Annotated in this window: 14 protein-coding genes; 11 read left to right on the top strand and 3 right to left on the bottom strand. The window is 74.4% G+C overall.

Annotation, left to right across the window (positions count from 1 at the left end; all coding sequences use genetic code 11):
• Positions 1–135 precede the first annotated feature (135 nt).
• The gene (locus ACZ6RC_RS16785; protein ID WP_391137696.1) at positions 136–591 is read right to left on the bottom strand and encodes a DUF3662 domain-containing protein; all 456 of its coding nucleotides are present in this window, start codon (positions 589–591) and stop codon (positions 136–138) included.
• A complete protein-coding gene (locus ACZ6RC_RS16780; protein WP_391137699.1) occupies positions 588–734 on the bottom strand; it encodes a hypothetical protein in 147 nt (48 codons plus the stop codon). Before ACZ6RC_RS16780 ends, ACZ6RC_RS16785 begins: the two co-directional genes overlap by 4 nt.
• A gap of 97 nt (positions 735–831) precedes the next feature.
• On the opposite strand from ACZ6RC_RS16780, the gene ACZ6RC_RS16775 reads away from it, so the two are divergent.
• Together ACZ6RC_RS16775 and ACZ6RC_RS16770 are read left to right on the top strand one after the other, a co-directional pair.
• Positions 832–1,695: an N-formylglutamate amidohydrolase gene (locus ACZ6RC_RS16775; protein WP_469583522.1), complete on the top strand. Its 864-nt coding sequence runs from the start codon at positions 832–834 to the stop codon at positions 1,693–1,695.
• A gap of 246 nt (positions 1,696–1,941) precedes the next feature.
• A complete protein-coding gene (locus tag ACZ6RC_RS16770) occupies positions 1,942–3,555 on the top strand; it encodes a hypothetical protein (protein ID WP_469583519.1) in 1,614 nt (537 codons plus the stop codon).
• A 135-nt stretch (positions 3,556–3,690) separates the two neighbouring features.
• On the opposite strand, the gene ACZ6RC_RS16765 is transcribed toward ACZ6RC_RS16770, so the two are convergent.
• Entirely contained in the window at positions 3,691–4,428 is a 738-nt protein-coding gene (locus ACZ6RC_RS16765) for a GAF domain-containing protein (RefSeq protein WP_391137708.1), read from the bottom strand.
• A gap of 158 nt (positions 4,429–4,586) precedes the next feature.
• On the opposite strand from ACZ6RC_RS16765, the gene ACZ6RC_RS16760 reads away from it, so the two are divergent.
• From ACZ6RC_RS16760 to ACZ6RC_RS16720, 9 genes are all read left to right on the top strand, one after another.
• The gene (locus tag ACZ6RC_RS16760; protein ID WP_469583514.1) at positions 4,587–4,952 is read left to right on the top strand and encodes a hypothetical protein; all 366 of its coding nucleotides are present in this window, start codon (positions 4,587–4,589) and stop codon (positions 4,950–4,952) included.
• A gap of 156 nt (positions 4,953–5,108) precedes the next feature.
• Entirely contained in the window at positions 5,109–5,672 is a 564-nt protein-coding gene (locus ACZ6RC_RS16755; protein ID WP_469583511.1) for an STAS domain-containing protein, read from the top strand.
• 477 nt (positions 5,673–6,149) lie between these two features.
• Entirely contained in the window at positions 6,150–7,298 is a 1,149-nt protein-coding gene (locus ACZ6RC_RS16750) for a DUF6421 family protein (protein WP_469583508.1), read from the top strand.
• On the top strand, positions 7,288–8,445 hold the full coding sequence (locus ACZ6RC_RS16745; protein ID WP_469583505.1) for a branched-chain amino acid aminotransferase: 1,158 nt from the start codon (positions 7,288–7,290) through the stop codon (positions 8,443–8,445). Before ACZ6RC_RS16750 ends, ACZ6RC_RS16745 begins: the two co-directional genes overlap by 11 nt.
• Positions 8,442–9,017 carry a type 2 periplasmic-binding domain-containing protein gene (locus tag ACZ6RC_RS16740; RefSeq protein ID WP_391137725.1) on the top strand — a complete coding sequence of 192 codons (576 nt, stop codon included), beginning with the start codon at positions 8,442–8,444 and terminating at the stop codon, positions 9,015–9,017. The genes ACZ6RC_RS16745 and ACZ6RC_RS16740 overlap by 4 nt, the downstream gene beginning before the upstream one ends.
• Complete coding sequence (locus tag ACZ6RC_RS16735; protein WP_469583501.1) at positions 9,017–10,261, top strand: MFS transporter; 1,245 nt, start codon at positions 9,017–9,019, stop codon at positions 10,259–10,261. Before ACZ6RC_RS16740 ends, ACZ6RC_RS16735 begins: the two co-directional genes overlap by 1 nt.
• Positions 10,246–11,388 (top strand): GNAT family N-acetyltransferase, encoded by a 1,143-nt coding sequence (locus ACZ6RC_RS16730; RefSeq protein ID WP_469583498.1) that lies wholly within the window; start codon positions 10,246–10,248, stop codon positions 11,386–11,388. Before ACZ6RC_RS16735 ends, ACZ6RC_RS16730 begins: the two co-directional genes overlap by 16 nt.
• A complete protein-coding gene (locus tag ACZ6RC_RS16725; protein ID WP_469583495.1) occupies positions 11,382–12,620 on the top strand; it encodes an ATP-grasp domain-containing protein in 1,239 nt (412 codons plus the stop codon). The genes ACZ6RC_RS16730 and ACZ6RC_RS16725 overlap by 7 nt, the downstream gene beginning before the upstream one ends.
• On the top strand, positions 12,617–13,705 hold the full coding sequence (locus ACZ6RC_RS16720; RefSeq protein WP_469583491.1) for an aminotransferase class IV: 1,089 nt from the start codon (positions 12,617–12,619) through the stop codon (positions 13,703–13,705). The genes ACZ6RC_RS16725 and ACZ6RC_RS16720 overlap by 4 nt, the downstream gene beginning before the upstream one ends.
• The last annotated feature ends 51 nt before the right edge of the window (positions 13,706–13,756 follow it).

Genomic DNA, 13,756 nt, shown 5'->3' with positions numbered 1-13,756 from the left:
CCCACCCCCCCCCCCCCCCCCCCGCCCCCCCGGGCCGCCCCCCCCCCCCCCCCCCCCCGCCGCCGCCCCCCCCCCCGCCCCCGGCGGCGGGCCCCCGGGCCCCCGGGCCGGGCACGCGGGGCCGCGCCGCCCCCTTCAGCCGGTCGTGCCGGCCGCCGTGCCCTCCGCCGGGAAGGCGTCGGCGCGGACGTGGGGCATGGGGCTGCTGCTCACGCGGTACGGATCGTCGGCCGGGCGCGGGGCCGGGATGACGCGGACGGTCAGCGGGCCCGCCCACTCGTACCCCTTCCGCTCGCCGTGGCGCGCCAGCTCGTCCGTCAGGGCCTCCCCGACGTCGCGCCGGGCGCGGCGCTGCAGCTCCTCGTGGACCGCGGCGTCCAGTTCGACCTCGTAGGCGTTCGGTACGACCACCCGGTTCTCGCTGCACACCACGGCGTGGTCGTCGCATTCGTGGCGCAGGGCGTCGACCAGCTCGACGGGCTCCTCGTCGCGGACCCGGGAGAGCAGGCCGTTCTGCCAGCGCTCCAGGGCCCGTTCCCACCGGGAGAGCCCGCTCGCCGCCGAATGCCTGCCCTCCGGCCGCCCGTTCACCGGCGTCCGCGCAGCCGTCCGAGCAGCCTGCGCGCCTGCGCGCGCTTGCGCGGGTCGGCGGCGGCGCGCCGGGCCGAGGCGATCGTCCGCTGTCCCTGCGGGCTGCGGGTGAACTGCTTGAGGCGGGTGATCAGACCGGACATGGTTCCTCCTTGGGGCCGTGTACGTTCCGCCTACCCGCGGATGGCGCGACGATGTCCGGGAGCCCCCATCCGTACGCGACGCGCAGCGAGGAACCCGATGCACGACGACTCCCTCTCCTCTCCCTCCCCTTCCGTCACCTCCTCGCCGGCCTCGCGGCGCGGCGCGGAGGGCAGCGCGCCCGCCTTCCTGCTCCACGCCGGAGCGCCCGACTCGCCCGTGATCCTCCACGTGCCGCACTCCTCCCGGGCGATACCGGCCGCCGTCCGTGCCGGGATCACGCTCGACGACACCGCTCTCGTCCGGGAGTTGGACCACATCACCGACGCGTACACGGCCGAGATCGCGGCCGGGGCGGCCGAGGCCTCTCCGCTCCTCCCCTGGCGGTTCGTCAACGGGCTCTCCCGCCTGGTCGTCGATCCCGAGCGCTTCCCCGACGAACGCGAGGAGATGCTGGCGGCGGGCATGGGCGCGGTCTACACCCGCACCACGCACCGCGAGGAGCTGCGCCCGGCCGGGCACGACGGACAGCCCCTGATCGAGCGGTACTTCCATCCGTACGCGCGGGCGATGACGGACGCCGTCGCCGAACGGCTGGAGGCCGTCGGGCGGGCGGTGATCGTGGACGTCCACTCGTATCCCACCGAGGCGCTGCCGTACGAACTCCACGGCGACGGCCCCCGCCCGCCGGTCTGCCTCGGTACGGACGCGTTCCACACGCCCCCCGCGCTGCTCGACGCGGCACGGCAGGCGTTCGCCGGCTTCGGCGGCACGCGGACCGACACGCCGTTCGCGGGCACGTACGTACCCCTGCGGCACTGCGGGAGGACGCCGCAGGTCAGCGCGCTGATGGTGGAGATCCGCCGCGACCTCTACATGGCCGAGCCGGGCGGGCCGGCGGGCCCCGGACTCGACGCGTTGGCGGGCGCGCTGGCCCGTCTCGTGGCGTGGGCGTCGGTCTGACGGCCGACTCTTCCGAGGGGTGGGCGTCGGTCCGTGCCCCCGCGTCACCGGTGGCGTGGTCCGTGCGGGGGGGGTCTCAGGACCGGCCGGAGCGTCCTTGTCGCCCCGTCGGCTCAGCAGGGCGGTTCCCGGATGGCGCAGTGTCGCAAACTGCGCACTAGTTGTACTCAAGTGTGCGCCTTCTGGTGCGTCACGAGACAGCCACGGTGGACACCTACCGGATGTTCCACGAACGGAGCCCGCGACATGACCCCCGTACCCTTCAACAGCAATCCGGCGGAAGACGACACAGAACGGACCGCCGGTCCCGCCCCCGCGCCGGACCCCGTGTTCGCCGTCCCTCCGCACCCGGCTCCCAGCGCGCAGCTCACCCCCGTGATGCCGCCGATGCCGCCGATGCCTCCGCCCATGCCGTCGATGCCGCCCGCGATGCCCGCCAGGGCGCCGGGCGTCCCCGTCGTGGCCGCGGCTCCGGTCGGCCCGGCGCCTCCCTACGAAGCCCCCTGGTCGACGGCCGCACCCCCACGGCCGACGGCGGAGGCGCACGGACCGACGATCAAGACCCTGGAGCCGGCCCCCAAGCGGCCGGAGCCCTCGGTGGTGCTGAAGCGGGAGCAGACGCCCGAGACGCGGGAGACCGCGTTCCGGACGGCGGAGCCCCCGGTGCGGCAGCCCGTGGCGAAGGAACCGGAGGCCGCCGCGCCGGAGCCCGAGGCCCGTGAGCCCCGGCCCGCGCCGGCACCGCCCGAGCCCGAGCCCGCGAAGCGGGAGACCGAGGCGAAGGAGCCCGCGGCCGAGGAGCCGCCGGCCCCGGCTGCGGCCGGGCCGGAGCCCGCGGCCGAGGCGAAGGACCCGGCGCCCTCGGCGGTCCCGGTGCTGGCCCCCGTGACGGCCTCGGCGGTGTCGAACCGCGCCGATGCCGACGACGAGGCGATACACACCCTCCTGTGGACGGCCGCGACCGAGCGTCCGGTGGCGGAGGTCGCCTCGCTGGTCGCCCGGCTCAAGGAGACCGGCGAACTCTCCAGCCCCGGCGACGTCGCGCTCCGCGCCGCCGCCGTCTCCCGCCCCCTGGAGGAGGTCCGGCAGCTCGTGGCGCTGCTCAACGAGTCGGGGTATGACCTGCACCAGGCGGAGACCACCCTGCGCGCCGCGGCCGTGGGCCGGCCGATCGAGGACGTGGTGCAGCTCGTGAGCATCCTCGGCACGGGCAGCAGTGAATGGCGCTCGCCCGGCGGGTCGGAGGCGAAGCACCGCCCCGCGCCGGCCCCGGCCGCCGCCCCGGCGGAGGACCGTCCGGCCCCGGCCCGGGAGGCGGTCCCGGTCCTCGCCCCCGCGCCGAAGCAGTCCCGGCAGCCGAAGCCGCCGAAGGAGCCGAAGCGGTCTCGCGAGGAGTCCGGGCTGTGGCCGAAGGCTCTGAACGGGGCACTGGCCGCGGGGCCCGGAAGCCACACCTCCACCCCGGGGCTCCGTTCGCCGCTGCGTTGGCCGGCCGCGTTCGCGCTGTTCGCCTGCGGCCTGATCCATCTGCCCACGGATCTGGCGGGGCTGGGCGCCGACGGCTACGCGGGGACGGTGTCGCTGACCGTCGCCGTGCTGTGCCTGGTGTTCGGCGTCTGGATCGCGGCCCGGGACACGCTGGGCGTCTGGGCGGCCTCCGCGGGGCTCGCGGTGGGCGTCATCGCGCTCCACGCGCTGGCGAGTGCCCGCACCGTCGATCTGCTGACCAGCAGCCTCGGTTCGACGTTCGCCTGGGCGAAGGCCGTGGCGGTGCTGAGCGGCGCCGCCGTCGTCGCCCTGGCCGGTTCGGCCGTCGTGCGTCACACGAAGACGACGACCGGCGCGCCGGACAGCGCCTGACGCGCCGGCGGGGCGCGCCCGAGGCACCCCTCGCCCGCGCCGCGACCGCCCGCACGACCCCGCCCGGACAGCATCCGCTGCCCGGGCGGGGTGCGTTGCGGCCCGGGCGCGAGTGAGCCGAAGGCGGCCCCCGTATCACACCCGTGCCGTCGGGGGCACCTCCCACCCGGGTACGGCGGTCACCGTTCCCGGCTCGGCCGGGTGGGTGTGCGAGGGCTGCAGCACGGTGTCCGCCACGTCGAGCAGCGAGACGCCGTCGCGGACGCTGACCTCCTGGAGCCGGGCGAGCCCGTCGGCGGCGGCGCAGTCCTCACGGGCGGCGACGTAGCCGGCGGCTTGGTGGATGCGTTCCCAGCGGGCGGCCCGTGTGTCGGTCGTCCACACCGGCCGGCCGCGGCGGGAGCTGGCGTGCACCGCCCGCCAGCGCAGCAGCGCCTCCAGCGCGACGTCGGCGGCGCGCTCCGCGTGGGTGATGCGTACGTCGGTGACCGGCGCCGGCTCGGTGTAGTAGAGGCAGATCACGCCCACCGGCGTGTCGCGGATGTGCAGCGGCAGGGCCAGGGCGTGTCGGACGTCGAGGAACCCGTCGGCGGGGTCCGCCCCGGCGGGGCAGGGGTGGTCCCGTACGTCGGGGACGTAGACGGGCCGCATCTCGAGCGCGGCGCTGACCGACGGGCCGTCGGCGCGGGTGAACTGCGCCGCCTCGGCCCGCAGGGCCGACTCGTCGGTGGCGTGCAGGAGTTGCCAGTGCTCGACACGCGGCAGCAGGGACAGGGTGGCACGCTGGGCTCCCAGCGACTGTATGAACGCGGCGCAGAGACGGCTGGGCAGAGCGCGTCTCCCGACGGCTGCGGCGACCGAGACGTCGTGCACGATCGATGGTGGTACCTCCGGCGTGCTCCTCATCCCCCTCGTCTACCACCGTTCCGCACTTCCATGTGTCATCCATCGATCCGCCCTGTCCGGGGCCGCCGACGACGGCTTGCCCCGGGCCGGACATCAGGGGGCCCGGGGCAGGGTAGTCGGGCGGTATGACTCGTTACGGGAGCAGACGACAGGGCCGGGAGCCGCTGGTCGGCACCAGGGAGTACGCCGCCGTGGTCGTGGCCCGGAACCGGCTGGGCGCCCGGACGGGGGCGGTGGACCCGCCGTCCCCGCAGTTCACCAGTGGCGCGGCGGCGGCGTACCAGTGGGCCCTCGGTGGCACGGAACGCTCTCCGGTGACCGGCAACGGCAACGCCGAGGGGGTTCCGGGCCTGCAGGACCTCACGGCCGAGGTGGACGCGGCCGTGGTGCAGATGGAGGACCCCACCAGCGCGGCCGGTCCGCGCGACTACCACCGTGGGGTGCACGACGCCCTCGCCTGGGTGTGCGGCCACAGCAACCAGGCGCCGTGACGCTCGCCCTCCTCCCCCGTCGGCGGTGCGGGCGCCCGGGCTTCGCGGACGTGCCGGCGGAGGCGTTCCCCCATGGCGGGGATCCGCCCTGCTCGCAGGGGTGAACGACCCGCGTGCCGCGTGTCCTCGCGGGGGCGGCGCGGTGTTGATGGTGGCGTGAGCACCACGAACGGAACCAGTCCGATACTGTCCGGTACGACTCCGCGCGAGCCGGATCCCGTGAGAGCGCAGGCCGGTGCGGCGGCAGCGGCCCCGGGAGACGCCACGGCGACGGGGGGCGCGGCGGCGGCCGGTGCCGACACCGCACCGGGCGACATAATCGTCCACTCCTGCGCCACCCTCGGCTCCACCACCCTAGTCATCCATCTGGCGGGCGAGATCGACCGCTTCAGCGCCGGACCCCTGCGGGCGATGCTCGCCTCGGCGGCCGCGGACGGCTACCGCTCCCTCGTCCTGGACACCTCCCGCGTCACGTTCTGCGATTCGGGGTTCCTCGACGTGCTGGACCGGTGGATGCGTCGGGGCCTCCGGCTCCGGATGGAGCCGCCCTCTCCCGCCGTACGCCGTCTGCTGTGCGCCGTGGCCCTGCTGCGCGGCCGCCGCGCGCGCCGGAGCGGACCCGGCCCGTCCGCGGGGGCGCCATCGGGCCCGCCGGCCGCCCGGACCGCGCCTCCTCGCCGGAGGTGGGCCGTCGCACCGAGCGCCGCGGGCCTGTCATGACGTTCGTCCTGCTGACGTGTACGCCGATGGCCGGGGCGGTCCTGCTGCTGCTCTGGAGGCCTCGCGAGCGTCGACGCGACGTCGTCGACCGGCCAACCCCGGCCGCGTCCCGGCCGGCCCGTCCGCCCCGCCGGATCGAGGTCCGGCGGCATCGCCCGCCCCTTCTCCGCGGACGGGGTGAACCCTTTCGCACCGCCTGACGTGAGACCTGGTGTGACGTACCGACCGCCCCTCGCCGGCCACCGGCCCGGGGCGGTCGGGCGTCCGCGCAGGTCACGACGAGCGTTGTATCAATGATTGAACTTCCGTTGTTCCCGGCGGAGTTGGGATGTTAGCGTCCCTGATCAGCAGTGGTTTGACCTGGACGTAACAAACGGAGCCCGTGGCTCCGGCATTGGGACCATCGCTGTGGGGGGTGGAGTGGGTCCGCGTACCGTAGCCAGGCTTCTGGATTTCGAGCGTCGTGTCGTCCCCGCCGTGGACCGCATCCGAAAGGTGCGGAGCGGCCGGGAGGACGGGGACATGGACGAGGCGCTGGCCGAGCTGTGCAGAGCCGTCGAGGGCCTCGGCGGCCTCATGACGGAACATCAGATATCGGCCACGCTCGCGGATCTCGCGGCGTGGCGGGAGTCCGGCTACGCCGGGGTCCCGGACTTCGACGCGACCCGGGACGCGGTGCCCGCGCCCGAGGACGGTGAGGCGGCGGCCTTCGTCGGCCCGGTCATCCTTCCCAACAGCGACCGGCACGAGGTGAACCTGGAGGCGTTCTCGGTCGTCCGGCAGGATCCCGACAGCACGCCGTACCTCCAGTCCGTCTATCCGCACCCCAAGGCCGTGTTCCAGTCGACCCGGCTGCTGTCCGCCTCCCAGGGGCTGCGGGACGGCAACTGCGTGGTCTTCTTCCCGGAGAACATCCCGGCGGCCACGCCGTGCACCGACCAGAACTTCGCCTGGTTCTTCTTCAACCGGCACGTCGACATCTACGCCCAGACCCTGGCCATCACGGAGCGGCTGTGCGGCCCCGGATCACCGTTCGCCGGCGACGACCGGCTGGTGTCCGTCGGCCTCGACCCGGAGGACGTCTACCAGGCGCGCTGCGTCTGGGGTTACATGCACGACTACTTCCACCACACCGGCCCCCGGCCGCTCGACGAGCACCTGGCGCTGAAGACGACCTGGCGCCCCGGGCTCCTGGAGGAGCTCAAGGTCGACATGAAGTCGGCGATCGCCTGCTTCGAGGAGGACGTGCCGTTCGGTCCGGTCGTCTTCGAGTACATCGTGCTGGAACGTCTCTTCCGCTATCCCGCGCAGCCCGAACCGCTGCGCAACTTCGATGCCGGCACGGGCTTCGCCCTCGGCACCTGGCTGGCCGCGCACGGACTCTTCACCGACGACGGCCGGGGCCGGCGCGCGCTGGGCTCCAAGGCCGAGATCGTGGAGAGCGTCCGCGAACTCATCGGCCGGATCGAGGAGATCGAGCGGATCGAGGAGGACGACGCCTACCGCACGCGGGCGACCGAGTTCCTCTACGAGACGCTGCTGCGGCGACCCGAGACCAAGCCCTACCGCTACGGCGGCCCGCTGGCACCGCTCAGTCTGTGGGGTGCCGAAGTCCATGTCCGATAAACCCGGGTCCGGTGCGTCCGGACCGACCGACCTCCAGGACATCCTCCGCGCACCCGGCTTCTGCCGGCACTCCACCGGCCACACCGCCGTCGTGGAGTGGGACGCCGGCACCGGCTGGTCCGCGCCCGCCGTCGGTCCGTACGCCACGCTCCCGCTCGACCCCGCCACCCTCGGACTCCACTACGGCCAGGCCGTCTTCGAGGGGCTGAAGGCCTTCCGCGGCGAGGACGGATCGGTGTCGCTGTTCCGTCCGGACGACCACGGCCGGCGCCTCGCCCGCTCCGCGGAGCGGCTCGCCATGGCCGAGATGCCCGCCGACCTCTTCACCCGCGCCTGCGCGCAACTGGTCGCCGCCGCCGAGGAGTGGGTCCCCGGCGAGTACGGACAGAGCCTGTACATCCGTCCGCTGCTGCTCGCCACCGAGGCCGACCTCGGGCTCAGGCCGTCGCGACGCTACCGCTGCGTCTTCCTCGCCTATCCCGCCGACCCCTGCTTCGGGTCCGGCTTCCGGCCCCTCGCCGTCACCACCGCCACCGAGACGGTGCGCGCCGTGCGCGGCGGCACGGGCGAGTCGAAGTGCGCGGGCAACTACGCCGCGAGCCTCCTCACCCGGACGCGGGCCCAGGCCGCGGGGTACGACGAGGTCCTGTGGCTCGACGGCCTCGACCGCCGCCGAGTCGAGGAACTCAGCACCATGAACGTCTTCTTCGTCTGGCGCGACGGGGACGGCAGCCGGCTGACGACACCTCCGTGCGAGGGGACGATCGTCCGCGGTCTCACCCGGGACTCGCTGCTCACGCTCGCCGGCGACCTCGGTCTGCCGGCCGTCCAGGAGCCCACCGCGATCGACGACGTCGTCGACGGCGTCCGCTCCGGCCGGCTGGCCGAGATGTTCGCCTGCGGGACGGCCGGCGTCGTCGTCGCCGTGGGCCGGATCGGGGCCGGCGGCGAGGACCTGACCGTGGGCGACGGCCGGGAGGGCCCGGTGACCCGGCGGCTCCGCAACGCCCTGCTGGACGTCCAGCACGGGCGTACACCGGACAAACACGGCTGGCTTCTCCGTGTCGGAGCAACCGGAGCCGCGCACGCACACGTCATACCGACGGATGCCCCACACACAGACGAGGGCGGGGGACGGAACGCATGAACGCCCGTACGGAACCCAAGGCCGACCGTGACCGGACGCTGTCGAGAGTCTCCAGAATCCACACCCTCGGCCCGACCGGCACCAACCTGGAGAAGGCCGCCCACCACTGGTTCGCCGAGCGCGGGCTCGCCGGCGCCGTCGTCCTGCACTCCGAGGTGGAGGACGGGCTCGACACCATGACCTTCGACGGCACCGAGGCCATCCTGGCCTGCGCCGTCTACCCCCGCCTGCACGACCTCGTCTTCGGCAACCTGCACCGCCTGGAGATGGTCGACAGCTTCATCCTGGACACGCACGACATGGTCCTCGCGAGCCGGCCGGGCCACACCGCGCTCGCCACGATCGTCTCCCACCCCGCGCCCAGCTGCCTGGTGGCCGACCGGGGGGCCGTCACCCTGGCGAGCAGCAACTCCCGTGCGGCCGCCCTGTGCGCGGCCGGGGAGTTCGACGCCTGCGTGACCACCGCGCGGGCAGCCGCGGCCGAAGGGCTGCGGGTGGTCGAGAACTTCGGCCCCGTCCCGATGGTCTTCACGCTGCACGCGGGCAAGACCCCCGGGGGCGGAACGGCCTGATGCCCGAGACCTCCCCGCCGGCCACGCGTCGGCGTCTGCCCGGCGCGTTCCGGGCCCTGATGGCGAGCGAGGCCGTCTCCTCGGCCGGTTCGCAGCTCACCCTGGTGGCCCTGCCCGTCCTCGCCGCGGCGGACCTGGACGCGTCCCCGTCGCAGATCGCCCTGCTCAGCGGCGCACAGTTCGTGCCGGTCCTCCTCGTCACCCCCTTCGCGGGACGGCTGGCGGACCTGCGGGACCGTGCCCCGCTGCTGTACGCGTCCCACTTCGCGCGCGCCGTCGTCCTCGTCCTGATCGTGGCGCTGGCCGCCGGGGCCTGGCTGAACTACGCCACGCTCTTCGCGGCCGCCGTCCTGCTGGGCGCCTTCACCGCCCTGTTCGACACCTCCCTGCTCGCCTATGTGCCGGACACCGTCGAGACCGAGGACCTGACCCGCGCCAACGGCCAGTTGGCGGCGGTCAACGCCGTCTCCCAGACCGCCGGTCCCGCCGTCGGCGGCCTGGTCGTCTCCGGCCTCGGCCCGGCCTTGGCGCTCGCGCTGGACTCCGTCTCCTACCTGTTCGGCGGCGCGGCCGTACGGATGCGGCGCAAGCCGTCCCGGCACCGGGCCACCCGCGAGAACGCGGCCATCCGCGCCGGCTTCACCGCCGTCGCCGCCTCGGACCCGCTGCGCCGTCTGGTCGCGGCGGGGGCGCTGTTCAACCTGGCCGAACAGGTCGCGCTGAGCGTGCTGTTCATCGCCGTGGTGCAGGAGGCGGACCACTCCGTCACCTTCCTCGGCTTCGGCTTCAGCGCGGCGGGCGTCGGCAGCGTGATCGGCGCCCGGGCCACCGCCCGGTACGGAGGCGGCGACGGCGCCCGGTCCTGGGTGTGGGCCCTGCTGCTGTCCCAGGCGGCGCTGCTCGTCGCCCTCTGGGCACTCGGCTCGGGCGCCTGGGGCGCGGCGGTCTTCATGGCGGGCATGCTCGTGTACGGCGCGGCCATCGCGTACTACAACGTGCACTCCCTGACCCGGCGGCAGATCGTGTCCCCCGAGGGGATGCTGGGCCGGGTCAACGCCGTGTACCGCACCTTCGCCTTCGGGACCATCCCCATCGGCGCGGGTGTCGCCGCCCTGCTGCTGCTCTTCACCAGCGCCCCGACGGCGGCCACCCTAGTCGCGGTGTTGAGCGTCGCCGCCACCTGGATCCTCGCCAAGGGGAGCTACACGACCGAGAGGCGGGACGAGGCATGGACCGGACGATGACGGCGTTCGCGGTCGGGGACCGGGCGAGGCTCGGCGACCCGGGGAGCGAGGAGGCCTGGCTCGACGAGGGCGGCTTCTACACCTCGCGGCGCTGGACGGTCTCCCAGGAGGGCGACCGCGGCTTCCGTACCGCCTATCTGGTGGGGCGGGACGAGGCGACCGGACGGACGGACGGGCTGGTCCCCTTCCACACGGCCTCCGGGGGCGACAGCAATCCGCTCTACAACGAGGCGACCCTGCTCGGCGGCGCCCCGGCCGTCCAGGTCCTCGCGGGGTCGCGCACCGGGTACGACAATCGGGTGCTGCTGCGTCCGGGGCTGTCCGACGCGGACCGCGGCCGGCTCATGACCGCGCTGTGCGACCGCCTCCTGGAGCGGGCCGATGAGCAGGGCGCCCGGCACGTCTCCTGGTGGTACCTGCCGGAGCGGGAGGCCCGTGAGCTGGCCGCCCTGCCCGGTTTCGCCACCGTCGCCACGCCCTGCCCGCCCAGCGCGTCGGTCCGGCCGCGCGGCGCGAGCTTCGACGAGCACGTGGCCGCCCTGCCCGCCTCGCGCCGTTCCCTGGTCCGCCGCGACCTCAAGCGGCTGGCCAGGGGCGGCTACCGCTCCCGGAGTGTGACCGCCGACCCGGCGGCGCTGGAGGCCTACGCGCCGCTCGTGGTCCAGGTGCAGGCGCGGCACGGCGAGGAGCTCGACGAGGAGGGCGCGGTCCGCTACCTCCGCCGCTGTCTGAGCATCGGCTCCGGCGACGACGTGGTGATCACCGAGGTGCTCGCCTCGGACGGCCGGACGGCCGCGTTCGCGCTCGGCATCGTCCACGGCCGGACCCTGTACATGCGGGTGTTCGGCTGCGACTACGCCGCCGGGCACGGCACCCACGGCGAGTACTTCGAGGCGACCGTGTACGGGCCGCTGCGGCTGGCCATGGAGCGGAGGCTGGACGCCGTCCACCTGGGCGTCACGTCGTACCGGGCGAAGTCGCTGCGGGGCGCCGAACTCCGGCCCCGGCGAGCGGTGCTGATGGCCCGTTCGGATCAGGACCTGCCCGCCCCCGCACCCGACTGGAGCTTCCTCGGGGACGACGAGCGGTTCCTCGCAGGAGCGTCTTCGGAGGTCATCCCGTGCTGATCGTCGTCCAGCCCCTGTCGGCCGGGGTCCGTCTCGCCTCACGGATGGTCCGGGCCGGCGTCCCTTGTCTGATCCCCACCCAGTTCCCCGACCTGCTGCCCCCCGAGGTCACGGCCGGCGCGACCGTCGTGGACTGGCATCCCGGGCAGGGGCTGCCCGGTCTGCTGCGCCGCGTCGAGGAGTCCGGGGCCCGGCCGACGGGCGTCGTCGCCGGCTTCGAGTACGTGGTGCAGCACAGTGCCGAGCTGGCCAGGGAGCTGGGGCTCCCGGCGCTCGGCCCGGAGGCGGCCGAGGCGGTGCGGCAGAAGGACGTCATGCGCCGGTGGTGCGCGGAGCGGGGCATCGCCTTCCCGCGCTCGGTGCCGGTGCCGCCGGAGGCGGACGGCCCCTGCCCGCTGCCGTTCCCGGTGGTGGTCAAGCCGGTCGACTGCGGCGGAAGTCTGCTGGTGAGCCTGTGCCGGAACCAGGAGGAGTACGACCGCGCCCGCGCGTCCGTGCACACGCCAGGCGAGGTGAGGTTCCATCCCAGCCCGCGGCGGATCGCCCTGGTCGAGGAGTACGTCGAGGGGCCGGAGTTCTCCCTCGACGGCTGGGTGGACGGCGACGGGCCGCATCTGGCCAGTGTGACGACCAAGTTCCTCTCGGAGCCGCCCCGCTTCTTCGAGATGGGGCACATCGCCACCGCGCCGGAGCACTCGCCGCACGGTGAGGCGCTGACGGAGTTCACCCGGAGCGTCGTGGCGGCCTTCGAGCTGTCCGTCGGCCCGTTCCACATCGAGACCCGGATCGACCGCGACCGAGGGCCGGTGCTGATCGAGGTCGGCGCCCGGCTGGCCGGCGACAACATCCCCGAACTGGTCCTGGCCGGGCCGGGGGTGGACCTGTGCGCCGCCACGGCCGACGCCGCCCGCGGCCTGCGCCACCGGCGCGGACCGGTGTCCGGGGTCAGCGCGGGCCTCGCCTTCGTGACCACCGACCGGCCGGGGCCGTACGCCGGGACGCTCTCCGGTCTCGAACCCTTCACCGGTGCGCCCGAGTTCCGGGACCTCGTCCCGGAGGCGGAGCCGGGAGCGGTCCTCGACCCGGACGACATCTTCTCCAACAGGGTGGCCCGCATCCACTTCGAGGGGGACCTGGACCGGGTCGAGCGCCTCGTCGCCGCGGTCCTCGAAGACGTGAAGGTCGACATCGAGGGAGTCGGCCTCAAGGACAAGGAAGGTGTCCGCGCATGAGCAACGAACTGGTCGTCACACCGACGACCGCACCCCGTCCCCGGCCGGAGGGGGACGCGTCCGGCGGGGCGAGCCTCACCGACCACGCGTTCTTCATGCGGACCGGGAAGCGCCGCACCTGGCAGGGGCTGACCGTCGCCGACCGCGACGGGATCCCGGCCCTGCGGCCCACGGCCGGCGCCGTGCACGGCGGGCAGGTCGTCGTGGACGGGTTCCGGGCCCACCGGATGACGGACGGGACGATCGCCGTGTTCCGCCCCGACAGCCACATCAAGCGGCTCAACAACGGAGCCCGCAGGCTGGCGCTCCCGCTGGTCGACTTCGACCGGGTGTGGAGCTCCGTACGCGCCCTGCTGGAGCTCGACGGGGCCTGGCTGCCGGAGCGGCCGGGCGCTGCCCTGGACCTGCGGGCGGTGCTCGCCGCCGACGGGACGTCCCTGACGGCCGGTCCCGCCGACGACTGCCTGTTCTACGTCCTGGCGGCCGTGCCGGACCCCGCCCGCCCGGCCGGCCGGCCGATCCGGGCGATGACGGTGGACGGCTATGTCCGCGCCTGGCCCGGCGGCACCGGCGACGTCCAGGCCGCCGGCACCCTCGCGGCGGGCGTGGTGCCGGGTGAGATCGCCGCCAACTACGGCTACGACCGGGTGCTGTGGCTCGACGGGCCGCAGGGTCGCTTCGTCCAGCAGATCGGCGGCGCGAACGCCTTCTTCGTGATCGACGGCGTCCTGACCACCCCGCTGCTCGACCGCTCCGTGCTGCCGGGGGTCACCCGTGACTCCGTCGTGAAGCTCGCGCGCGACGCGGGGACGAAGGTCGTCGAGCGTCCGGTGGAGCTGGCCGAGGTGCTCAAGGGCATCGCGGACGGCACGGTCACCGAGTGCTTCGCCACCTCGACCGAGACCGGGGTGGCGCCGGTGACCTCGCTCGGCCACCAGGGCGAGGAGTACCGGTTCGCGGGCGAGGAGGCCGGTCCGGTGACCGCGCGCTTCCGCGACCTCCTCGACGGCATCCACCGGGGCGGGGCCGTCGACCGCTTCGGCTGGATGCGCCGGGTGACCGAGGTCGCGCCGGTCCACGCGTGAGGGCGTCACACCCCCTGTGACACGAGCTGCGCCAAGGGCGCCGGGAACATC

It is taken from the genome of Streptomyces sp. NPDC048353, from assembly GCF_055587165.1.
Note: the sequence above shows the minus strand (reverse complement) of the source record. Positions and strands in the feature narration are given on the sequence as shown.

Coding starts and splice junctions, on each gene's coding strand:
- ACZ6RC_RS16720 (WP_469583491.1), top strand. CDS start 12,617: ATGAGCAACGAACTGGTCGTCACACCGACGACCGCACCCCGTCCCCGG.
- ACZ6RC_RS16770 (WP_469583519.1), top strand. CDS start 1,942: ATGACCCCCGTACCCTTCAACAGCAATCCGGCGGAAGACGACACAGAA.
- ACZ6RC_RS16740 (WP_391137725.1), top strand. CDS start 8,442: ATGAACGCCCGTACGGAACCCAAGGCCGACCGTGACCGGACGCTGTCG.
- ACZ6RC_RS16775 (WP_469583522.1), top strand. CDS start 832: ATGCACGACGACTCCCTCTCCTCTCCCTCCCCTTCCGTCACCTCCTCG.
- ACZ6RC_RS16745 (WP_469583505.1), top strand. CDS start 7,288: ATGTCCGATAAACCCGGGTCCGGTGCGTCCGGACCGACCGACCTCCAG.
- ACZ6RC_RS16780 (WP_391137699.1), bottom strand. CDS start 734: ATGTCCGGTCTGATCACCCGCCTCAAGCAGTTCACCCGCAGCCCGCAG.
- ACZ6RC_RS16760 (WP_469583514.1), top strand. CDS start 4,587: ATGACTCGTTACGGGAGCAGACGACAGGGCCGGGAGCCGCTGGTCGGC.
- ACZ6RC_RS16730 (WP_469583498.1), top strand. CDS start 10,246: ATGGACCGGACGATGACGGCGTTCGCGGTCGGGGACCGGGCGAGGCTC.
- ACZ6RC_RS16735 (WP_469583501.1), top strand. CDS start 9,017: ATGCCCGAGACCTCCCCGCCGGCCACGCGTCGGCGTCTGCCCGGCGCG.